Genomic DNA, 22013 nt, shown 5'->3' with positions numbered 1-22013 from the left:
TCTGAAATTATCTTATTCAATCGGTAATCAGTTGTCAATATATTTCATTATTTCCATTCATTAATCATTTATTTATTCTTCCAAGTCTATAAAATAAAGGTTGTACCTTGATTGCATATAACGAAAACCGAGGAGAATAAAGGATTAATATCCTTGTTTCTCACTCGGTTTTTACATGTTAAGGCTATGCACATATGAATCAGGTACTTGCTATTCCTTCCTACGTTCTCAGCGACCTGCGTAAAATTTTCCCCGTACTATTCTTCGGTAGTTCTTCTACAAATTCCACCAGGCGAGGAACCTTGTACTTCGCCAATTTATCCTGGCAAAACTCTACAATCTCTTCCACAGAAACTGCTATCTCTTTACATGCTACAAAGGCTTTGACCGCTTCACCATGAATAGTGTCAGGAACGCCGATTACTGCTGCCTCAATAATACCCGGGTGTTGGTATAACACTTCTTCTACTTCACGAGGGTAGACATTATAGCCATCCACCAGGATCATATCCTTTTTCCGGTCTACAATGAAGATATAACCTTCTTCATCCATCCACGCCAGATCTCCCGTATAAAGCCATCCGTCTTTTAAGGTTACTTTCGTATCCTCAGGCAATCCCAAGTATCCTAGCATTACATTGGGTCCTTGTACAATCAGCTCACCTATTTCCCCTCTTGGCAATTCATTTCCATCGTGATTAACAATTTTATTGGTCACTCCCGGAATATCCACTCCGATAGAACCTGGCTTTCGTGTTCCTCGAATGGGATTAAATGCAGTAGCGGGAGCTGCTTCCGATAGCCCGTATCCTTCCATTATTGTAAGGTCGAATTTTTCTTCAAACTTGTGTAAAAGCTCTACTGGCATGGAAGCGCCTCCAGAACATGCTACTCTGATTGAGGCGAAATCCTCCATGGCTACAGTAGGAACCTGAAGCATGTAATTGTACATGGTAGGAACACCTGCAAAACAGGACGCTTGTTGATCCCGAATGGCATGCACCACCTCAACAGGATGGAATCTAGGCAGAATAAGAACGGTGGCGCCATAGCGAATTGACCCATTTAAACAAACTGTCATGCAAAAAACATGGAACATCGGCAATACGGCAACCATTCGATCAATTGACGCTAGTTCCAGCAGAGTCCCTATTGCTTCAGCATTAGAAGCCATGTTGCGATGAGACAGCATGGCACCCTTGGGCTGACCCGTTGTACCAGACGTGTAGAGAATAACTGCCAAGTCGTCTTCATTTACCTCCTGTGGTTCATAACTCGCCTCTTCCTGTTGAATCAGTTGTTCTACAGTCAGCTCACTACCTACCGTTTCGGTAAAGATTAGATCTTGTATACCTTCCAACTGCTTTTTAAGTGATGTCAGAATAGGTTCTAGCGCCGATAACGCAATGATCGCCTTCGCTTTACTGTTTGACAGAATAAAGCTAATCTCTCTAGATGTATACATGGGGTTCATGGGCACGACCGCTGCTCCCACCCGAAGAATTGCATAGTAGGCAATGACAAAATAGGGACGATTATCTAATAGAAGTGCTACCGCATCCCCCTTACCTATTCCCCGTTTTGCTAGCCCGACTGCCAAACGATCAACTTGTCGATCAAAATCAGTATAAGTCGTACTCACACCTTCAAAAATATAAGCAGGATGATCTGGATAACTTTCCACGCTTTTTTTTAGATTTTCATTCAGATGTAACACAGCTTATTCTACCACCTTTTATCTGAATAGTGAGACTACATGAACAATCATGATAGTCATGGTGCAAGTAGGATACTTAATTGATCGTAGGCGTTGCATTTATCTTGCCCTCATTGCGTTTAGTGAACAGTAAGAATAAGACACCAAACACCACAAAAATTAAGGCATTCAAAGCCATCGCATTACTAAATCCAATAGATAGATCTCCTGCGGCCTGAACGATCGAACCTGTTACAAGCGGCGAGATGATACCTGCTAAGGTGACCAAGCTGGATAATACGCCCACGAGCAGACCTGTTCGCTCAGGTAGCAAACTACTTACAATGACCGAGGCTGCCGTTCCAACAGAGAATGCAAAACCTTTGCCTAGACATAATGCCATCAATACCAAAGCAGTTGATTGTACCAATGTCACTGAGTAGAAGAACAGACCTCCGAGAATAATGGAAACGCCCCCAATCAGTACATATGACTTGCGATAGCTGCGATGTTTTTTATACAAACGGTCGCCCATGCTTGAGATTACTATCGTCATCAATCCAGCTACAAGACCTGTTCCTGCAATGGAATACGCCATTTCCTGATTGGTAAAGCTAAATACTTTCACCAGATAAATAGGCTCCCATACTGCGGCAAAAGTAGTTCCCCATATCTGAGCGAAATAGACCAAAAAGGAGAAAATAAAGGTGGAGGATAACAAGACACCCGAAATATCTGACCATTTCGCTTTTGGCATGGCAATTTTTTCTGGTTCAATTGAAGAAACATTTTGTTCTGGTTTTTCTTTACCAATCCACAACCAGATGATGAGCCAGAGTAAGCTCAACGCTCCCATAAATCCCCAAGAAAAACGCCAACCATAACTATCTATCATCGAGACAAGTAACGGGGCAGATGCAACTGCACCGACAAAGGCACCAAAGTTAACTGTGGAATAGACCAACCCACGCTTTTCCTCAGGAAACCACTTATTCAGGTGACTGACAACCGTTGCCCAGAAAGGTCCTTCTCCAATGCCTAATAGTACCCTCGCTACAACCAGCATTGGTAAGCTTGCAATTGCATAAGCTCCAAATTGAATGACCGTCCACGAGATTGCCATGATTGCCAGCATCTTTTTTGTCCCTATTCGGTCAGAAAGTGCTGCGCCCAGAATGCCTGCAATGGAAAAAAACCAAAAGAAGCTACTTCCAACCAAACCCCACTCTTTCTGAGTTAAGCTAAACTCCTCCATGATTGGAACCGCAGAGTACCCTGCGATTGTTTTATCAGCATAGTTAATCATATAAAGCACGAAAAGCATAACGATTGTAATCCTGGCCATCATGCCAATCACCCCATTTGTATTCAAAATTTGATTTAAATACGGTTAAAATGAATTTCTTTTGCCCCAGGTGCAGGTTCCAAAGGTGCAAAAAAACTGATAATTCTACCCGAGTGATCACGCTGAAAAGTAACAGGCAATCGAAGCGTATACGTCTCGTCATAGGTGGCAAGGAAACGATTATCCTGAATATGTTCCAAAAGAAAATGGAGATTATTATAGCTCATCTGTAAGGCTTCCTCTGTTTGAAAAACCTCTATCTTCCCGTATCCTAAATGAGAATAGTTTCCTGTGTACGAAGAATACGTCATATCCGACAGATTATCTGGTAATGGGGTGAACAATCCTTTCTGACTCTGCCTCTCCTTTTTCTCTTGATCAAGCATTCGTCCGTTCCAATCGATTGAATCAAGACTGAGTAGGCGATCGTAAGACTGATAGGTTAATAAGGCAGGAAGTCGTGAATGATCTACTTGGCTCAAAACCACGATACCCAACTCTTTTTCTGGCAAAAAACTTACTAACGAAGAAAACCCTTGGAGGTTCCCAGCGTGGAACACCATTCTCTGTCCACGATAAATCTGGACAAACCAACCTAATGCAGAGCAGGCGAGAGATATCTCCGGATGCTGTGGTGGATATGCTTCCGAAACAATTAGTGGTGTGTGCATTTCTTCTATCTGCGTATGAGAGAGGAGAGAGACTCCGCTTGGCAGTTTTTTTTTCATCTGGAATTGAAGCCATTTTGTCATATCTTCCAGTGTTGAAATCATCGAGCCAGCTGGTCCGATTGCCTGATTATTGAGATATGGCACCTCTCTAATTCCCTGTGGTTTATTCATGTATGGAGATGCAACTGGTCCCATCTTTTTGGCTTCCTCCAATGAAAAATAGCTGTTTTCCATTCCCAGTGGGTTCAAAATCCGTTCTTTTACAAACGCTTCCCAGCTGTAACCAGTCAGTCGTTCTACCAGACATCCTGCTACCGTATACATTAGATTTTGGTATTGATAAGTCGAGCGAAAATCACTTGTCGGCTCCAGATATCTTAATCGCTCCATTAGCTGTTCCCTGGTAAGTGATGTGTTGTACCAAAGCAGATCGTGGCGCGGTAACCCAGATCGATGACAAAGCAAGTCACGCGTAGTGATTCTCTCTGAGGTGACCGAGTCAAATAAGCGAAACTCTGGCCAATAACTCTGAATTGGAGTATCCCAATCCAGTTTTCCTTCCTCGACCAAAAGAGCAAGACTCATGGCCGTGAAAGACTTCGTGGCAGATGCGATGGGAAAAAGTGTTTGTGGAGTAACTACATTCTCCTCTCCTCTGCGACAGTTCCCAAAGCCATGTGAAAAAACAACGTTGTCCTTGTGAACGATACCTACCACACACCCCGGCACCTGCCATCCTTGTCGCAGCTCCTCCATTTCCCCAAAAAAGTCGTATAACCCATTAGGTTTAATGGACTGAGTCAACCATCTCACCTCCACCTACTTGATCTCTTAACTCATCAAGAATGACAGAGATAAATAGCTTACCAATCAACAGCATGGAACGTTCATCTACATCGAACTTTGGATGATGGTGTGCATAGGAAGCACCAATCTCTTGATTGCCACCACCGACGAAGAAAAATGTACCTGGTACTTTTTGCAGGTAGTAGGAAAAATCCTCTGCTTCCATAACTGGAGATAGTCGAACTACTCTTTCTGGTCCTACCAGCTTTTGTGCCGCTCGTTCCAAACGATTGGTCTCAATTGGATGATTACTGACAGCTGGATATCCACGAGCGAAGCTGTACGTAACAGAGGCACCAAATGGCTCGCAGGTCGCTTTTGCCAACACTTCAATCTGTCTCTCAATGAACTCTCTCACTTCTTCATGAAAGGTGCGGACAGTTCCCGTTATTCGGGCTGTGTGAGGGATAATATTAGCTGCTTGACCACTGACAAAGGACCCTACTGTAATGACGACAGGCAGTACAGGATTAATTTGTCGGCTTACAATCGTTTGTAAACCTACTACCAATTGGCTCCCCAATACAACTGGATCAATCGTTAGATGTGGGCTTGCCCCATGTCCTCCACGACCTTCAATTTCAATATCGAACGTATCAGCCGCCGCCATAATCGCACCGTCACCGATACCGATTAGTCCATAAGGCAAGATGGAGGCTACGTGCGCACCATAGATACAATCTACCCCATCCAGGCATCCATCTTCGATCATCGGTTTAGCTCCACCAGGGTGTACTTCTTCGCCAAATTGAAAGATAAAAAGTACATTACCATGAAGTTCTTCCTTTGCTTCACTCATTATTTTTGCTGTACCAAGTAATGCAACGGTGTGAATATCGTGTCCGCAAGCATGCATGACGTTTTGTATCTGCGATCTGTATTCCACTTCCTTCTCATCCTGAATGGGTAGAGCATCGAAATCCGCGCGTAAGGCAATCGTTTTACCAGGCTTCCCACCACGTAAAAGTGCCGTCACACCACGCCCTCCCACTTCTGTCTTCACTTCAAGCCCCAGCTCTTGTAGATAACTGGCGATAGTTTGTGGAGTCCTTACTTCTTGGTGAGATAGCTCCGGGTACTTATGAAGTTCCCTTCTTGCCTGCACCAATTCAGGAAATAACTGATCCAATCTGGCAAATAACGCCTCTTTCATCCTACTCACTCCCTCCATCTAGACATGGTTGAGCTTTACTCTTCCGATTACTCCGTCGATCTCAATCTCCGTTCCAAATGGTTCACTTAATTTTTGCAGGCTCGTAAGAATATGTGATGAATCACTAAGTTTGGGCCATCCCATACGGTGAACGGGCAGATCATACCCTAGCTCAATGGGATGAAGCTCGATCTCTACTAGCTCACCGTCCTGCATTTTCCATAGTGGGATTACCGCTTCCCACACTTCCTTATGAACGCAAAGACCTCGTGTATAATTGGCGCTCATTGCTTCAAGCGCATCTGCTACATTATGGCTGTGGTCCAATCCATAATGTTCATAAAAATCGGCTGGCTGGCTTGTAACTGCTTCTGTTTGAAAGATAAAATCGCCCAAGCTGTAGAAGATCGGCCTGTTTTTATAAATCTCGATTCCTCGTAGCAGATGCGGTCCATGCCCCACAACAGCATGTGCTCCGGCATCAATACACGCTTTTGCAAAAGTAGGGAGAAAATCAGCTGCTACCTCTTTTTCTTCCCCTTTCATCTCATGGGCGTGAATGCTGATGATTACGTAATCAGCCCGACGTTTAGCCTCTTCGATCGTTTTCACAATTCTCTTTATATCGCGTGGGTGGGGTTCTGTGGTTGTTCGATCTTCTTCCCCAACCATAAATCTGGTGTTACCGAAGAGAAAAACATCTTTGCCCGGATCATTCATAAAACCCTCTTCAATCAGCAGTTTGTTAAAAGCATTGATGTCTACACAATCAGCTATCGCCTGTAGCTGATGAAATTTTTCCTCTGTTACATAATGAGTCATAACGTATCGCATTGGGTTAATTCCTGGTCTTCCGATAGAGTCTGATCGTTGGTCACCAGCTGCCCACCAAGGATGAAAGGTTGAGGTTGCCGCAATGAGAGCCACCCTTGCTGACTCACATTCTAAATATCGAGGTGCTCCTGCTTCAGCGAGATTTTTTCCTGCTCCCGCATGAACAAAACCAAACTGGTTCAGATTGCGCTCCGTTGCTTCCAGTCCTCCATAGAGATAATCAAGCGTATGATTGTTTGCCCAGCCAATCATATTGAAGCCATACTCCTTCATTACCTCCAGAACTGCTGGCGGAGACATTGCCCAAGTACCCCCACTTTGGGCACTGGGATACCCTTCATTTTCATGCACAGTTGTTTCCAAATTAGCAATACGCACATCTGCCCGATTTAGTAATTCAGATACATCTTTAAAAGCCTGGTCCTTATTAGGCAAATTACGAGTAATAAAACTATCACCTGTTGCCGCAAACAGAATAGGTTTTGTCATTGAGCTTATTCCCCCAAGTCATTCAGTTCGATCATTACTACTAAAACCTTGTGAAATCATCATCATCTTCACCGCTGAAAGAGTATAGTTTGGAGCTTATTTCATCGTAGTGCTGCAATCGCTTCTGCACATTCTCGTGATCGTAAACCATCACCCCTTTAATAAGTACGTTCAACAAGGAAAACAGAGTAGGCATACCACTGGTAGCTGCTGGTTGAGGAGTTGTTATCTTCAAGAGCAGATCAGCAGCCTGACTGATTGGTGACAGCTCCCCTTCCGTAATCGCCAGCACTTTGGCACCAAGGTCCTTTGCGGAATTGACTAGTGCCACCGTTTCCGCAGGATGACGTGGAAAGGAAATGGCAATAACCAACCACTCCTGATCTCGCTCGGTTAGAAAATAATCAGCATTATCCACTGCTCCTGTATAGAGATGGGTGTTCCCCTTGATTGCGTTTAGTGTAGAAAAAAGCCATTTAGCTGGTATATGGCACCAGCGAAAGCCGACCACAACAATTCGGTTAGCAGAGATAATGCTCTCAATTGCCTGCTGGTATAGTCCGTAATCTATCTGCTGTAAACCTTGCTGAAGATAAGCAATATCCGTCTCCATTACGTGATGGGCAAAATTATCCTTGGTCGCAATATTTTCCGTTGTATCTCGATATTTCTGGATGGGACCTTTTTTCTGATCTCCCACCAATAGTGATCTTTTTATCTCATCCTGTAGCTCCGTATAACCCGAGTATCCTAATGCATAGCAAAACCGGATCACCGTTGCTTCACTAGTATTTGTTAGTTCGCCAATTTTCTTTGCCGGATGAATAGCAAGCAGACTAGGTTTTTCTATCGCGATCTTAGAAATAATCTTTTGACTGGCTGTCAGATTGTTATACTGTTTTCTGATTCTTTCTCTTACCTGTTCATCCATGACAGATGCTCCTTTTTCATTATTAATTTCTGTAATTTTGTGAATATTATATATCTTGCAATAATATACTTCAATACACTTAAGAAAATGTAGTTTATCCTTCATTTTGGAGCGTAAAAGGCATATAATCCTACCCTAGGGGAGAAAACCAGCTTCTCTTTTCACTCTTCGCTAGAGTCTTCGCCCCGCAAGGGGTTGGACTGTCCACTCCGCACTATACATCGGGGAAGCTCAAAACGATGTCTTCACTGTAAGACTTGCTGGGTTTCGCTTCTTTACCCCGATGAATAGTACTCCGCTAAGTTGGGCTTCGCCAAGACGCTCTGTGTGAAAAGAGAATCTGGTTTTTCAGGCTTTTGGTTTTTAATTTTCCTCTGAAGCCGTTTGCAGAAGAAGCACATTTTTTGTCCAGAACATTTAAGGTCCTGCCTAGCTACTGGGCAAAGAGTGCGGATTAAAAAGTGCAACCCGTGAGACACTGCGTAGCAGTCTCATCATTTTGTACTTTCCGTACTCTTTACCCAGTAGCGGACAGTCCACGCTTCCTTGCGGGACCTTAACGAGTTCGCAGACAAAAAATGTGCTTCTTCTGCCACCACACTACAATTGTGAATAAAAAAAACCGAGCGAGAACCAGGAATTATATCCTATTTCTAGCTCGGTATAGTGAAGTCATCTAGCATCCCGGTCGATGGTTCAGGAAGTTTTGATAAGCAAAGCCTCTTACTTCCTCTTCTTTATAATGCTTCAACAGTTCATTAATCAGGTTCTGGTACTGTGATGCGTCTTCTAGATGTTGAACAAATGTAGAGATTCCATCAAAATCAGACCCCAAACAAATATGTTCTACTCCCCCAAGACTGCAAAAGTGTTCGATATGATTGATAACATCTGCAATTTTTGCGTTTCCATCATCCTTAACGAAATGTGGATAAAAAACAACGCTGGCAAAACCGCCCTTTTGAAATAACGCTTGAGCCTGAGCATCTGTTAGATTACGTCGATGTTTACACAGCACTTTTGAGTTGGAATGACTGGCAATCGGATAATCGGCTATCTCCATCACATCCCAAAAGCCTCGCTCGCTTAAATGCGATACATCTGTAAAAACAAGGTACTGATTGTTTAAATGAACAACCTCTTTACCCCATTCTGTTAGTCCTGCACCCCTTGGCTCTCCTACTCCATCTGCACATAGATTCATGTTATTCCACGTTAATCCAATTGATCTGACACCTAATTGGTATAACGTTCGAAGTTTCCTGATATCATTCCCGAATGCGTCTGCACCTTCCAGCGTTAACACTGCACCAATTTCATGCTCTTTTAACCTATCGATGTCTTTCCAGGAAGTTATTTTTTTCATACTACTGTTTTTAGCCAGTATCTCTGTGTGAAAAATATCAATTTGATTAAGTGCTTTCTGGAATTTTTGATCTGAATCTACCTCGGAATCAATAAATATGGCGAAAAACTGTACATATACCTCACCCGCTCGTAATCTTTTCAGATTGGTTTGGAGTTCAATGGAATCAGCAAACGTACGATCCGGTTTCTCCTGCATTTTATATAAAGCATCACAATGCGTATCAACTATTTTCATGGATTATCACTCTTTACAATTTATTAGTGTTCAGGAACACACGAATCTCTTCCATTTTACAAAAAATACTATTCTTACTTTTTTTGCTATGAAGCTGTGAATTCCTGCTTCTGCAAAAAAAGAAAAGCAGTCTATCCTCTTTTGAAGAGAATAAACTGCTTGTAGAACATGATTATATTAATTTAGTAACGCTGTAAACACTTGGACATCCAATGCGGTTGCTTTTTCGATATTGGTGGTTTTTTCATAGGCAGGGTTCTCTGTAATAGCAGCTCCCCAAAACATAGATTCAAACACAGCCTCTATGCGAACCTCCAATTTTGCCAATGGCATTGCAATTCCATCAATTTTTTCTTCTAGTAGATGTGCTTCACCAATAATGGAATAGACGGTCCCTAAACCAATCATGGTAAGTGATACGCGAGAGTTCTCTTTCAAGTTAGCAAGTGTGCGAGAATTGCTCGTAACTGCAAAGCGAATTGTTTTTTCAGAATGAGCCTTCACCCATGAAATAGCGGATGTACTTGGTGTATTGGTTTCCTTATCAATCGTACTTAATAGAATCAACGGCTTATCATTCATGAACTCCATTTGTTCCTGTGACAATGATTGTGGGATCGTTTTAATCAAAGTTACTACCATCCTTTTTGTATTTTTTGGCAACTAAGTCTCTGTGAATGCCACTCATCAGCTAGGTAAAACCAAGCTTTTTTAAATTGACTTTCTTACGAGAATAGTGCGTCTTTTTTACTGAAAGGTAACCTTAGTTCCATTTTACCAAATATTTCACCTAAAGTGATCCCTATTAAATGTAATGTGCATAGAAAAAAACTGAGGGAGTTCAGATATTGCAACATCATTACGATCTGAATTCCACTCAGTTTTCTCTTGTACATTCTAATCTGGATGACTACCTAACCTACAGGAACACAAAGTAAATGACAGCAGCAAGCACGATACGGTAGATGGCAAACGGCACGAGCTTGATTTTGTTGATCAATTTCAAGAAGAATCGAATTGAAATAAGTGCAAATACAAAGGCACTCACAAATCCAACTGCGAAAAATGGAATGACATCCATGGTAATGGCATCCCAGCTCTTAAGAAGTGACAAGAAGCTGGCCCCCGCCATAATTGGTACAGCCATAATAAAGGTAAAATCAGCCGCTGCTCTGTGACTCATCCCCATCAAAACACCACCGGAGATAGTAGATCCTGAACGGGAGAAACCCGGCCACAGGGACAAGCATTGAATTAACCCAACTGTTAGTGCTTGTTTGTAAGTAATCTGATCCACTGTTTGTGTCTTCGGATTACGTGGCCCTAACCAATCTGCTACAAGCATCAGAATGGCTCCAAGAACCAGACCAATCACTACCGTTCTGGTAGAGAACAAGTACGTATCAATATAATCATCAAATAATAACCCCATAATTCCAGCAGGGATCAGACCAACAAGAACCTGCATAAGGTTCAAACGTGGTGCAAAAGCTGTTTGTCCTGGCATCTTTTTTAATCCTAGTAGATTCATAAAGCGATCCCACATCAGAACAACTACAGCAAGAATCGATCCTAATTGAATGACGATCTTAAAGGTGTTAGCTATATCTGATGAAAACAGCTCTTTCGTCTGGAATAAAAAATCGTCCACGATAATCATATGTCCTGTAGAGGAAACCGGCGCAAATTCAGTCAGTCCCTCAACCATTCCAAGTATTAAAGCCACGAATGCTTCCCATAAATTCATTACAATTACACCGCCTACATTTCTAAAAAATATCTCTCTACATGGTCATTACCCACTTGTACTTATCTATGCTCAACTCTTCCATTGTACCAACAGTTACATGTGTATGGTAATAGAAAATACCACCTCTATCAAATTACTGTTTATTTTAACGTTTTACAATGGTGTAAGGATTACCAAAAATCATTCTAGCTACAATGATAGCCATTTCTTGCGGGGTTTCTTTCATTCCCTCATCTAGCCATTGCTGTATAACACCTAGATGTGCAGAAATTGAGTATGCAGTAAGGTAATGTAGGGGAACAGTCAATCTTTCCTCATCCAAATACGATGAAATAGTTTTCTCCATATTGTTTCTCATAACCTCTTTAAGTTTTAAAGGAAAAGCTGGGTCACCCTTTGGACCTAAAAGCACTTTAATAAATTCGGCATGCTCTGATAAGTATTCATATAGATTTGTTATAAAAGGCGAGGGCTGGTCTATCACTCGATTAGTAACTACATCCTCTCTTTTTAATGGCTTTCCTTGTTCCATATGTCTGAGGCCTTCAATGATTTCTTCCTCACTTTGCTCTAGCAGATCATATTTATCTCGATAATGTAAGTAAAATGTGCCCCTATTAATATCAGCTTTCATCGTAATATCTTTTACGGTCATTTCATCAAAACCTTTTTCCTTTATTAGTTCTGTAAATGCATCCCTAATCATTCTTTTTGTGCGGACTTTCCTTCTGTCAATGGTCTGCTCTTTCATATTGATCCTACCTTTTTCATTTTTTAGATATTGTACATACTATTGTTGAGTGTTGAGTAGATGACATTCAGGTACTTATTGTTTATTGCTTTAGTTTTTTTAAGTATATTATAATATTTTTCACACATATAATTAAACACTGTGTTCAATATTGACATATATGTTCATTAGTAAAGAATTATATAATCATCTGACACCTGGAGGTTTTACACTTGAGTATTGGAATAGAACAAAAAAAACCGTCGTATGGGATAATAGCGATTCTCTTGATCGGCGCCTTCGTATCCCTATTAAGTAATACCTTATTAAACATTGCATTGCCATCGATCATGAACGAATTCAAAGTGAGCCCGTCTACTGTTCAATGGCTAACCACAGGTTATATGCTCGTTAATGGTATCATGATTCCATCTACGGCTTTCTTAATACAGAGATATTCTGTACGGCATCTTTTTCTAGTAGCAATGAGTTTATTTACGCTAGGTACCGTTATTGCAGGATTTTCGCCTTCTTTTACTTCCCTGTTACTTGGTAGAATGGTTCAAGCATCTGGTTCAGCAATTATGATGCCTCTCTTGATGAATGTACTGTTAACCAGCTTTCCTGTTGAAAAACGCGGCTCTGCAATGGGGATGTTTGGTTTAGTTATGATCTTTGCACCTGCCATTGGGCCTACTTTATCTGGATGGATTATTGAACATTATACATGGGAAATGCTGTTTCATATTATCTCACCAGTTGCTTTTCTTGTCTTATTGCTAGCATTCTTTAAGCTTCGTGATAAGAAGGAAAAAGTTCAAATTAAACTGGATGTACTCTCTATCATTTTATCAAGTATCGGTTTTGGCGGGATTTTATATGGGTTTAGTGCTGCTGGAGACAAGGGCTGGAGTAACCCGCAAGTATATGTAACTCTTCTTGTTGGTGGTATTTCTCTAGTTCTCTTTATCTTGCGCCAGTTCAAGCTAGATCAGCCGATGCTGGACTTTAGAGTTTATAAATATCCTATGTTCGCACTATCTTCTGCTATTTCCGTTTCTATTAATATGGCAATGTTCTCCGCCATGATATTAATGCCAATTTATCTGCAATCAATTAGACATATTTCACCACTGGATTCTGGATTGCTTATGTTACCAGGTGCCTTAATTATGGGAGTCATGTCACCTATTACAGGAAGATTATTTGATAAATTCGGGGCAAAAATATTAGCGATTATTGGTTTAACGATCACGATCATTACAAGCTATTACTTTAGCCAATTAACGTTTACAACCTCTTATACAACACTAATCGCATTGTACACGTTTAGAATGTTTGGTATGTCGATGATCATGATGCCTGTAATGACAAATGGTTTGAATCAATTGCCTATGCGCTATACGCCACACGGTACTGCGATGAATAGTACTCTGCAACAAGTATCCGGAGCTATCGGGGCCGCCTTGCTGGTAACACTCATGGCAAACCGTACAGAAACATATATAAAAGAGCTAACGGAAAAAGCCATGAATAGCTTACCTGCTCAGCCAACCCCTGAAGCATTGGCAGAAATGAATCAACAAATTATGGTAACAGCTACTATTGAAGGGATTAACTTTTCCTTTTTAGTATCTGTGGGGATCACCGTTATCTCTTTAATACTGGCACTCTTTATAAAACGTCCGAAACCTGGAGAAGATTTATTACGTGAAGACTCATAAGCAGATAATCAAATAGTACATGTTTCTATATGCATAGTGAGACAGGGAGTATCATCCTCCCTGTCTTTTTTTATTTTTTCATGATCGTAAGAATGGATAAGAAATACTCTCACAAGAATGATAAAATGGATATGGTCCACAGAAATGGTAATGTGGGGAAGATATTTTCCTCATCATGTAGTTGTTCATTATCGTATTGTAAAAGGAGAATATTCCATGATGCGTCAATCTTATCAAAATAATAAATTTTCAACAGTTGTAGGTTTTTCTATAACCACTCGTATTTTGGTGCTCACAATACCACCATTATTGGGGATAATACTAGGATACTTCATTCCCTCAATCTCCCAATGGGCTCTTACTCTCCCATGGATTCCGTTTAAGAAGCTAGCTGAACTGTTGGCCTCCATTCAAGGAACATGGTTTATACTCTTACCAGTACTCGCTGGGTTACTTGCTGGTGTCTGGTTGTCACGTGAAATAATCCGCGATGGTCTTGTTCTTACCATTTCCAATGATATGCATAGCTATTTGGTTGCTTCTCTGTGGGAGGACAGGTTGTCCCATCAAATGTATGTTGAAACTACTTTACCATCATTACATAAAAGTTCGCGAGTCAGTAGTCTCACTAACAAAGTTACTGGTCACATTATCGAACTTAACCCAAAATGGACAGTTATCTAATTGGCGAATCCCTTTCATCTTTTAATAAAACAACATAAACAAGGCGACAAAGACATTGTTATAGCCCATGCCTTTGTCGCCTTGTCTCTCATTATAAAAAATGCAATATTACATATCGACAGCTATCCAAAATTATCCATGGGTTCCTTGGCCGAAGTATCATAATCAACAGACCCAATGTTTGTATTTGGATACCGTTCCGTTTCCTACTGTAGGACCTCATAGCTCAACGAAACAATTTGACCCATCTGCTCCATACCGATCAGCCTAAATGAGCTTGGAACTGTTCCCTCGGGAAAGAGCGGAATACCTTCGCCCAGCACTTTTGGAATCATTGCGATACATACCTCATCCAGTAATTTTTTCTCCAGAAAAGCTTGAACAAGCTGACCACCACCTACAAGCCAAACGTCACCCTTCGATTGATCCCTCAATCCAGGAATTAGTGTCTCCAATGGTTCATTAGTAAAAGTAACATGAGGAGCCTCCACTTGTTGGGACCTGGACAAAACATAGCACGGTCTCTCTGCATACGGGAACTCATCTGCAAGTGCGAGAACTTCTTCATAAGTAAGTCTCCCCATAACTACCGTTCCAACCGTATTATAGAATTTGCTGTATCCATTATCGCCTCCATCCCCTTCTATATCATAAAGCCAATCAACAGATCCATCAGGCTTCGCAATATAACCATCCAGGCTCATCGCGATATAAAGTACCACTTTATTGTTAGACATTTGTTATCGCTCCTTTCTGGTTATCATGATACAGTTGAATTATGACAAATATTGACGTAATTAGGTGATCCCAATGAATGAAAGAAGAATAGCGATAATGCAGATCATCGATTCAAGAAAAAAATTTACAGCTCGTGAGCTGGCAATACGATTTCAAGTATCCATCCGTACGATTCAGCGAGATCTCGATTATCTACAACAAATAGGATTCCCACTTTACACAGAAGTTGGGGCCCACGGAGGATATCGTGCTCTTCCCAATCGTATATTGCCACCGCTACAACTCACACAGCATGAGGCACTTGGTCTTTTTTTGATGATCCAGTCTCTAGAAAAGGTTACCGACTTTCCTTTTGCCACCATACGATCTCATCTTGCTGATCAGTATTATGCCACTCTGCCAACTGATGTCCAAGATTCCATTGATCGAATGAAAAAACACATCATGTTTACCAATCATAAAAGCTTTGTGCCATCACCCTATACAACAAGGATACTGGAAGCGGCAATTGAAAAGAGAGCTATTCTGTTCTCCTATAACTCTGCCAGTAGTCATAAAATATCGCAGGCTTTTCCGCTCGGTATTTATTTTGAAAATGGGTTTTGGTACATGCCAGCTAGGAAAAATCATCGAGTGCTATTATATCGTGTGGATCGGATAATAGAGTTAGCTATTCTGGGGGAAGTAGACGAGTCTCTGCCAACACTGGCAGATTGGATGCTTGCTAGAGATGATCGGGAAACCACGGAAGTAATCCTGCAATTTACAAGTATAGGTGCCAGACTGGCTCAATCAGATAGACACTTTCAGCCTCTCCAAAATAACCAGTGGCACGGTCGCATTCCGCCTGAAGAATTTTCATTTACCGCGCGTAAGCTACTCGGGTATGGTCCCGAGGTGAAGATCATTTCTCCCCCACAACTTCAGGAGATGCTAGTTGAAATGTTAGAAAAAAATATAAAGCAGTACGAGTAGAGGTATTTTTCAGCTCGAATAAAAAATGACCTTCTCCTGATTTCGAGATAATCTCTAACATGGCGTCAATCTCACCTTGAGCATTAGCTGAAATAGTTTAGTCAGAACCCTATTGTGTTATTTTATGCACTCTCTTTCCGAAGTAATTCACTCCAATAATGCCCGCAATAATAATACAAGTGCCTATAGCATGATAGTAATGAAATGATTCATTCAAGAAGACGATCCCAGCTAAAATTGTAATGAGGGTCGCTAAATTACTAAAAACGCTTACTTGTGAAGCTGGCAATTGTGATAAGGCATAGTTAGATAGATACGACGTTCCAAGTGAGGATAAAACGGATAAATATAAAATCGCGAGGACGAAATCAATATGGAAAAAAGGCTGCATAAATTGATGTACGGTCCCATTAATCAAATGGTTTGTCAGTGTAATTCCATTAAATGCGATAAAACCAAACAATGTCATCACATATGTAATGGTGAATAACGAATAGAGCCTTGTTAATTTTCTGGCAAATACGTTGTATAGTGAGGATGTAAGAGCTGAAAGCAAGATGAAGCCACTTCCAAGTAGACTTGTATTTTCTGCCCCTACCCCATTCATGTACAGGATATAGATAACACCAAGCACTGAGAGGCTAACAGCTATGATTTGACCGCGTGTCGATGTTTCTTTTAAGATGATACTTGCAAAAACTAGTGTGAAAATCGGTACTGTCGCTTGAATAATCCCAGCTTCAGAAGATGATGTATGCACTAATCCGAAAACTTGAAAAGCAAAAAAGAGTGTTGGATATAATATTGCTAAGAGGGCAATCCTCAGTACGTCCTTTTTCTTTACCTTTATCGATTCTTTTTTTACTAGCAATAACAATGTAGCTACAACCCATGCAATTGTAAAACGATGAGCCAAAGTATCAAGTGGTGTCGCAATCGTTAATGTTATTTTCACAAACATAAACGATAAACCAATAATCATTGCATAGATGGTTGCTGCGATATACGCTTTTCTTTTTTCAGTCATATTGCTAACCCCTTTACGTTCCTATCCGGCCGGTATCACTATCATAATTAGAATCATCCATTTGCACGATACAAAAAATACACATCTGTACCGATACAGATACGCAAAGAGGAATATGATGCTCAAATATGAAAGAATTTATCAGTCACTTCTTCAGCAAATTCAAGCTGGAGAGTTACAAGCAGGTGCAAAATTACCTTCCATTCGAAATTTATCATTTATCTATGTACGAATCATCGTCAGAAATGGTCATGCATAGCCACCTTATGTTACCTAAAAAAGTGAATATGACCTCACTCATACGCTATTTACATGAACAGCATATTGAACTGGACTCCATTGAAAGAAACTATTTAGATAACTTTTATCAGGAAAGAATTTTAAAATTAAACGTCTCAAATGTATGCACACAACAGATTGATAACGGGATTAAAGCAATTGCATTGGCATTAACTAATGCTAAGAATTATTTTGTATAAAGAAAAAGCCAGAAAAAATAGGTGCTAGAATGAAGGTTTCAAGCACTGACGATGCATTTCATTTACTTTGTCTACACCCATTTTTTCTGGTCAATTAATACTCCATCCAAACCGGAGAGGAGCCATAGATTTCAGTTATTTTAGGAACATATTCTTTTTCTAAGAAATCAACAGCAGCTGCCATGTTTAAAACAACTTTTTCTAAAATATCTGTATTAGTTATGTGGTAATTGTTCGGACAGTAATCAGTGTTATCTGTTATCCTTACTTGTACTCTGTTATTCCAAAAGAGTCCCTGGTAAGTCAACGCACATGATAAATCACGCCCAATTGGAGTGAAGTCAAACTCTAAAACAAGTCGATTGTTATTCGGTAGTCTTTTTACGAGAGTATAAATCCCACGGCCACTAAAATTACTAAGATACTTGTAGCCCTTTGATTTAAAGATTTGATTGATTACAGCTTTAGGAGAGACCGATTCATCAGTATCGTGTAGTAGGCTTGGATTTGGTAATGTATGTGGGAATGGTGGGTACGGATGCGGTGCATCCCATTTTTTACGCGCTGTATCATACCACTTCGTTATTTCTAATGCTTGTTCCCTTTTCTTTAGTATATCTTGTTCTTCTTCAAATGATGGTACAATTACTAGCTCTTCTTTTTGAATTTTTCCTAGTAAAGATATAAATTTTTGTGCTTTTTCGCTTATTCTCTCTAATTTTACATCCACTTCACTTGGAGCAGGAAGTTCAACCATTGCCCAAAGATTTAGCGTGCGACCACTAACCCACCAATCGCTTTGTAAAATGACGGATGAAGAATAGTAAGACATCGGGTATCCTGGATTAGCCTTCTCATGATTCGCATGAATAGCATGCTTGTCGTTGTCATCCCATTTTGCTCCGCTCCATACAAATGTCGTTTTGTTAGAAGGATAAGCACGAGGTATTCCATCAGCAATACCTTCAAGAACTTCTATACTTATTTCTGTTTGATTATGATGTGGTACATCCCAACCACCATTTAAATTTGACAGTGCTTTATTTGGTGGAGTATCAGTTCCCCAATCTGATTTCATATATTCATACTCCTTCATCGTTGGGAACTTCTTTATGATTCTATCTACAGACGAAACAGTCCCATTACCGGGATCAGTAACATAAATGCCAGGTTCAAATTCAACATCTGCCTCTTTAAGAGCCTGGACTATCTTTCGAAAAACATCTCCCGTTTTATCTGACTTACTTAGTCGAAAATGGAATTTCGTAAATATACGCACATAAATCTACCCTCCTACAAAAATTACCTTCTCATTTTTTGCTCTTATATTGCTACTCGTCCCACAACTCTTCATCGTAAAACTCAATGCTCATATTTTCGTATTTACCGTTGTGTTTAATAACATAATGATCCAAATGTTGTATGACGATTCATTCAACTATCCTTCATTATTGTTCTTTTAGCTTTTTTGATAATTCTACCTGTTGCCTTTGTATCAGAATCTTTTTCCCACTCTTCACACAGATTGGTCACCCATTCAGGTTGGGTTTTGCTAGCATCATTTAACCAGTTGCCAACAGAATCTTGAACGTACTTAGACGGATCGGATTTGAGTAAAGTAAGGATGGGGAGTGCTTTATAAGGTTCTTGTTTTAATATTTCAATATGCTTCGTCCATACACCGCGAGGACGAATTGACTCCACAGAGAACCTGCGAATATTTTCATCATCACTTTTTGCCCATTCTACTAACAACTCTGCACTCTTTTCAATATCATGTGAAAGATCTTCTCTAACAGACATCCAAGCAATTTCCCGAACACCAAAATGATGATCAGCTGCAAAAGGTCGGATGTACGACAATTTATCTTCTAATGAATCATTAGGGTTCTTATTCATAAATGCTGCCCAGCACCGCACACTATCGGAAACATGATTGGAGCATTTCATGATGATATCTTCCTTTTTTCTATCACTTTCTCCAATCATAACGTCATCTAATAAAGCCCCTATCACTCGTATGGCTTTCATTCCAGATTCGGCGTCATGCTTTGCTATTTCAGATAAGATAAATTCTAACTTATCTTCTAAACCTATTGATGGCAAAACGTTTTTCAGTAAAGAAATATGGTTAATAGCCAACCATTCCGTTAGATTAACACTCTCTATTTTTCCTTGATTAAGTAACATGAAAACTTCCTTCGGGATTTCGCTTTCTTTCCTGGCTCCCTTTCTGGTTAAAATATCATCTCTCACAACCATGTAATGTCCCTCCTTGTGATTGGTTTTGTTTATCATTCTACCTTTTATTATTAAATTGTTCAGATATTTTTCTGCTACTATATTGCTGATAGAGAAATATTGTCTCTTCCAACACCTAAAATCCGATACAACTCATCCAGCCTTTGTATTTGATAGGTTGGAACGATATCCGTATCATTGGGTTTCATATCAGGATTAACCCAACATGTGTCTAGCCCAGCTAGCTGCCCGCCTGTAATATCCGCGCTTAAGGAATCCCCAATAATTAATCCTTGTTCCGCAGAAAAGTTAGGTATTCGCGCAAAAATATAGTCAAAATATTCCTTCATTGGCTTTTGATAGCCCGTGTCCTCTGAAACAAAAATATCTTTAAAAAGCGGATGTAATTTTGAATCACGTAAGCGTTTATCCTGTGTCTTGGAAACACCATTCGTAACAATATATAAGTCATATTTATTTTGCAGGGCCGTTATCAATTCAAACGCACCATTAACAAGCTGATGCCCCTCTTCTAAGTAGCTACGATATTTCTTTTCCAGTAAGATTCCATCAACCTCGTGACCGTACTCCTTAAATAAAATCGAAAAGCGAGTATTCACTACCTCATCCCGATCTAAATTTCCTTCTTCAAAGGATTTCCAGAGACCTTGATTTATTTTTTTATAATGTGCTTCGAGTTCAGTTGATAAGGGAATCTTTTGATCCTCGAAAAGCAAGCGTAACGCTAAGTTTTCTGCTGCACTAAAATCCAATAGTGTATCATCTACATCAAATAATAAAGTCTGGTATTTCTTCAAAATCATCTCTCCATTTTCTTCTACGTTATCTTAGAAAATACCCTGTTCTCCCCACGTCTACCGCCTAATTTAAATACAAAAATGCCACCGACTATGACCAGCACACCCATCAACTGCTTTAAAGTAAACGGGACCTTAGCCAGACCTAACCAGCCTAGTGAGTCCCATAATAAAGCAAATCCTAACTGTGATGTTAAAACAATAGAAATGGCATATGTTGGACCAAGCAGCCTTATTCCCTGCATGAGACAGGTTACCACTCCCACCCCGATTATACCGCTGAACCAGTACCAGGGCTTCATGTTTTGTAAGGAAAACATATCGATTCCTTCAAAAAGTAAACCGATAGTCAGTGATGCCAGGAATCCCATACCTAATACTAATGTAGTAGTTGCCCAATTCCCCGCACGTTCACTCACCTTACTATTGAAAATATTTTGCAAACTAATCAACGAACCAGCTATAAGAGCCCATAATAGTCCTAGAATCATAACTTTTACTCTCCCAATTTGTTTTAATACTCGTAGGTATTATCCATACTTGCCTGTTACATCAATGATGAATGAATAAGTCTATTCGTAAATATTATCACTGGCGAGTGCACTTAATCCTTCCCTATCCTTCACAAGAATAAACCCTTTGTTACGTTCAATCAGACCCTCGGTACAGAACTTTTTAATGACCCGATTTAGATGTCTATAGCTGGTTCCAATTAAGTTTGCTGCATCCTTTAGACTGGCTGTGCTTAATTGCCCTTTAAATAGAGAATCGGATTCATCAAAAGAGACAGACAATAAATAACTAGCCAATCGCACTTCCACCGGATGCATCAAATTGAAGCTTAAAGAATTAGATTTGATATAAAACTTCTGGGTAATAATTTCCAATAAAAACTGCAGAAGTGGTGTATAATCTCTTCCATATTTCTTCAACCATCGATGATGAACACGGATCATATAGACAGGCGATATTGACTCAACCGTATTGATAATATCGATACTCCGTACATATTCAATATCCCCAATCACCTCTAGCGGTTTCTTAAAAGAAAGAATAAGTGCCTTACCTTCCGCCGAGGTAGTATAGATTTTAACCTTTCCCTTAACAAGTACGTATAGATACTCTGAAGGATCTCCTTGAGAGCATATGAGTTCCCCTTGATCAAAGCTGCACAGTGACAAATGCGGTATTAATTGTTCATTAAATATGGATTCTATTTGATGAGCATGTAAATAAGATTTAAGTTGCTCGGGATCTTTAATTTCTTTCATTACTTGGC

The 22013-nt window shown here is 40.2% G+C and carries 21 protein-coding genes; 4 read left to right on the top strand and 17 right to left on the bottom strand.

The genetic code is table 11. From position 1 onward, the window contains the following. Nucleotides 1-220 precede the first annotated feature (220 nt). The 10 genes from LM917_RS16460 to LM917_RS16415 all read right to left on the bottom strand — a co-directional run bounded on the left by LM917_RS16460 (nucleotide 221) and on the right by LM917_RS16415 (nucleotide 12069). Complete coding sequence (locus LM917_RS16460; RefSeq protein WP_232698694.1) at nucleotides 221-1717, bottom strand: long-chain-fatty-acid--CoA ligase; 1497 nt, start codon at nucleotides 1715-1717, stop codon at nucleotides 221-223. Between the two features lie 76 nt (nucleotides 1718-1793). Beyond that, nucleotides 1794-3044: an MFS transporter gene (locus tag LM917_RS16455; RefSeq protein WP_232698692.1), complete on the bottom strand. Its 1251-nt coding sequence runs from the start codon at nucleotides 3042-3044 to the stop codon at nucleotides 1794-1796. 32 nt (nucleotides 3045-3076) lie between these two features. After that, nucleotides 3077-4516 carry a serine hydrolase gene (locus LM917_RS16450; protein ID WP_232698690.1) on the bottom strand — a complete coding sequence of 480 codons (1440 nt, stop codon included), beginning with the start codon at nucleotides 4514-4516 and terminating at the stop codon, nucleotides 3077-3079. After that, nucleotides 4500-5711 (bottom strand): M20 metallopeptidase family protein, encoded by a 1212-nt coding sequence (locus tag LM917_RS16445; RefSeq protein WP_232698688.1) that lies wholly within the window; start codon nucleotides 5709-5711, stop codon nucleotides 4500-4502. Before LM917_RS16445 ends, LM917_RS16450 begins: the two co-directional genes overlap by 17 nt. An 18-nt stretch (nucleotides 5712-5729) precedes the next feature. Further along, the gene (locus tag LM917_RS16440; protein ID WP_232698686.1) at nucleotides 5730-7034 is read right to left on the bottom strand and encodes a CapA family protein; all 1305 of its coding nucleotides are present in this window, start codon (nucleotides 7032-7034) and stop codon (nucleotides 5730-5732) included. A 40-nt stretch (nucleotides 7035-7074) separates the two neighbouring features. Beyond that, nucleotides 7075-7965 carry a MurR/RpiR family transcriptional regulator gene (locus tag LM917_RS16435; RefSeq protein ID WP_232698685.1) on the bottom strand — a complete coding sequence of 297 codons (891 nt, stop codon included), beginning with the start codon at nucleotides 7963-7965 and terminating at the stop codon, nucleotides 7075-7077. 676 nt (nucleotides 7966-8641) lie between these two features. Then, on the bottom strand, nucleotides 8642-9568 hold the full coding sequence (locus LM917_RS16430; RefSeq protein WP_232698684.1) for a dipeptidase: 927 nt from the start codon (nucleotides 9566-9568) through the stop codon (nucleotides 8642-8644). Nucleotides 9569-9745: 177 nt separating this feature from the next. Further along, a complete protein-coding gene (locus LM917_RS16425; protein WP_232698683.1) occupies nucleotides 9746-10198 on the bottom strand; it encodes a pyridoxamine 5'-phosphate oxidase family protein in 453 nt (150 codons plus the stop codon). Nucleotides 10199-10487: 289 nt separating this feature from the next. Further along, nucleotides 10488-11315, bottom strand: a complete 828-nt coding sequence (locus tag LM917_RS16420) for an undecaprenyl-diphosphate phosphatase (RefSeq protein WP_232698682.1) — start codon at nucleotides 11313-11315, stop codon at nucleotides 10488-10490. A gap of 148 nt (nucleotides 11316-11463) precedes the next feature. Continuing rightward, nucleotides 11464-12069, bottom strand: a complete 606-nt coding sequence (locus tag LM917_RS16415) for a TetR/AcrR family transcriptional regulator (protein ID WP_232698681.1) — start codon at nucleotides 12067-12069, stop codon at nucleotides 11464-11466. 212 nt (nucleotides 12070-12281) lie between these two features. On the opposite strand from LM917_RS16415, the gene LM917_RS16410 reads away from it, so the two are divergent. Both LM917_RS16410 and LM917_RS16405 read left to right on the top strand, forming a co-directional pair. After that, a complete protein-coding gene (locus LM917_RS16410) occupies nucleotides 12282-13772 on the top strand; it encodes a DHA2 family efflux MFS transporter permease subunit (protein ID WP_232698680.1) in 1491 nt (496 codons plus the stop codon). Between the two features lie 216 nt (nucleotides 13773-13988). Continuing rightward, nucleotides 13989-14456: a YqeB family protein gene (locus LM917_RS16405; protein ID WP_232698679.1), complete on the top strand. Its 468-nt coding sequence runs from the start codon at nucleotides 13989-13991 to the stop codon at nucleotides 14454-14456. A 206-nt stretch (nucleotides 14457-14662) separates the two neighbouring features. On the opposite strand, the gene LM917_RS16400 is transcribed toward LM917_RS16405, so the two are convergent. Further along, entirely contained in the window at nucleotides 14663-15193 is a 531-nt protein-coding gene (locus LM917_RS16400) for a dihydrofolate reductase family protein (protein WP_232698678.1), read from the bottom strand. A gap of 73 nt (nucleotides 15194-15266) precedes the next feature. On the opposite strand from LM917_RS16400, the gene LM917_RS16395 reads away from it, so the two are divergent. Further along, a complete protein-coding gene (locus LM917_RS16395; RefSeq protein ID WP_232698676.1) occupies nucleotides 15267-16169 on the top strand; it encodes a helix-turn-helix transcriptional regulator in 903 nt (300 codons plus the stop codon). Nucleotides 16170-16278: 109 nt separating this feature from the next. Here LM917_RS16395 and LM917_RS16390 read toward each other — a convergent pair whose 3' ends face one another. Continuing rightward, nucleotides 16279-17196 (bottom strand): DMT family transporter, encoded by a 918-nt coding sequence (locus tag LM917_RS16390; RefSeq protein ID WP_232698674.1) that lies wholly within the window; start codon nucleotides 17194-17196, stop codon nucleotides 16279-16281. A gap of 118 nt (nucleotides 17197-17314) precedes the next feature. Here LM917_RS16390 and LM917_RS16385 point away from each other — a divergent pair, with 118 nt between their 5' ends. Beyond that, entirely contained in the window at nucleotides 17315-17455 is a 141-nt protein-coding gene (locus LM917_RS16385; RefSeq protein WP_232698672.1) for a GntR family transcriptional regulator, read from the top strand. A gap of 314 nt (nucleotides 17456-17769) precedes the next feature. Here the strand turns inward: LM917_RS16385 and LM917_RS16380 are convergent, their stop codons facing one another. From LM917_RS16380 to LM917_RS16360, 5 genes are all read right to left on the bottom strand, one after another. After that, the gene (locus LM917_RS16380; RefSeq protein WP_232698670.1) at nucleotides 17770-18954 is read right to left on the bottom strand and encodes a hypothetical protein; all 1185 of its coding nucleotides are present in this window, start codon (nucleotides 18952-18954) and stop codon (nucleotides 17770-17772) included. Between the two features lie 155 nt (nucleotides 18955-19109). Continuing rightward, complete coding sequence (locus LM917_RS16375; protein ID WP_232698668.1) at nucleotides 19110-19937, bottom strand: DNA alkylation repair protein; 828 nt, start codon at nucleotides 19935-19937, stop codon at nucleotides 19110-19112. Between the two features lie 77 nt (nucleotides 19938-20014). After that, on the bottom strand, nucleotides 20015-20734 hold the full coding sequence (locus LM917_RS16370) for a YjjG family noncanonical pyrimidine nucleotidase (protein WP_232698777.1): 720 nt from the start codon (nucleotides 20732-20734) through the stop codon (nucleotides 20015-20017). Between the two features lie 20 nt (nucleotides 20735-20754). Beyond that, nucleotides 20755-21225, bottom strand: a complete 471-nt coding sequence (locus LM917_RS16365) for a DMT family transporter (RefSeq protein WP_232698666.1) — start codon at nucleotides 21223-21225, stop codon at nucleotides 20755-20757. A gap of 81 nt (nucleotides 21226-21306) precedes the next feature. Continuing rightward, nucleotides 21307-22005 (bottom strand): Crp/Fnr family transcriptional regulator, encoded by a 699-nt coding sequence (locus tag LM917_RS16360; protein WP_232698664.1) that lies wholly within the window; start codon nucleotides 22003-22005, stop codon nucleotides 21307-21309. Between the last annotated feature and the right edge of the window lie 8 nt (nucleotides 22006-22013).

This window comes from Brevibacillus daliensis (assembly GCF_021245735.1).
Classification (GTDB): Bacteria; Bacillota; Bacilli; order Brevibacillales; family Brevibacillaceae; genus Brevibacillus_B; species Brevibacillus_B daliensis.
This window is presented reverse-complemented; position numbering and strand designations above follow the sequence as displayed.

Excerpts from the sequence above, each read along its gene's own strand:
- LM917_RS16455 (WP_232698692.1), bottom strand. The coding sequence starts at position 3,044 with ATGATGGCCAGGATTACAATCGTTATGCTTTTCGTGCTTTATATGATT.
- LM917_RS16375 (WP_232698668.1), bottom strand. The coding sequence starts at position 19,937 with ATGGTTGTGAGAGATGATATTTTAACCAGAAAGGGAGCCAGGAAAGAA.
- LM917_RS16390 (WP_232698674.1), bottom strand. The coding sequence starts at position 17,196 with ATGACTGAAAAAAGAAAAGCGTATATCGCAGCAACCATCTATGCAATG.
- LM917_RS16415 (WP_232698681.1), bottom strand. The coding sequence starts at position 12,069 with ATGAAAGAGCAGACCATTGACAGAAGGAAAGTCCGCACAAAAAGAATG.
- LM917_RS16385 (WP_232698672.1), top strand. The coding sequence starts at position 17,315 with ATGCTCAAATATGAAAGAATTTATCAGTCACTTCTTCAGCAAATTCAA.
- LM917_RS16400 (WP_232698678.1), bottom strand. The coding sequence starts at position 15,193 with ATGTCTAACAATAAAGTGGTACTTTATATCGCGATGAGCCTGGATGGT.
- LM917_RS16420 (WP_232698682.1), bottom strand. The coding sequence starts at position 11,315 with ATGAATTTATGGGAAGCATTCGTGGCTTTAATACTTGGAATGGTTGAG.
- LM917_RS16360 (WP_232698664.1), bottom strand. The coding sequence starts at position 22,005 with ATGAAAGAAATTAAAGATCCCGAGCAACTTAAATCTTATTTACATGCT.
- LM917_RS16405 (WP_232698679.1), top strand. The coding sequence starts at position 13,989 with ATGATGCGTCAATCTTATCAAAATAATAAATTTTCAACAGTTGTAGGT.
- LM917_RS16440 (WP_232698686.1), bottom strand. The coding sequence starts at position 7,034 with ATGACAAAACCTATTCTGTTTGCGGCAACAGGTGATAGTTTTATTACT.
- LM917_RS16445 (WP_232698688.1), bottom strand. The coding sequence starts at position 5,711 with ATGAAAGAGGCGTTATTTGCCAGATTGGATCAGTTATTTCCTGAATTG.
- LM917_RS16365 (WP_232698666.1), bottom strand. The coding sequence starts at position 21,225 with ATGATTCTAGGACTATTATGGGCTCTTATAGCTGGTTCGTTGATTAGT.
- LM917_RS16395 (WP_232698676.1), top strand. The coding sequence starts at position 15,267 with ATGAATGAAAGAAGAATAGCGATAATGCAGATCATCGATTCAAGAAAA.
- LM917_RS16430 (WP_232698684.1), bottom strand. The coding sequence starts at position 9,568 with ATGAAAATAGTTGATACGCATTGTGATGCTTTATATAAAATGCAGGAG.
- LM917_RS16435 (WP_232698685.1), bottom strand. The coding sequence starts at position 7,965 with ATGGATGAACAGGTAAGAGAAAGAATCAGAAAACAGTATAACAATCTG.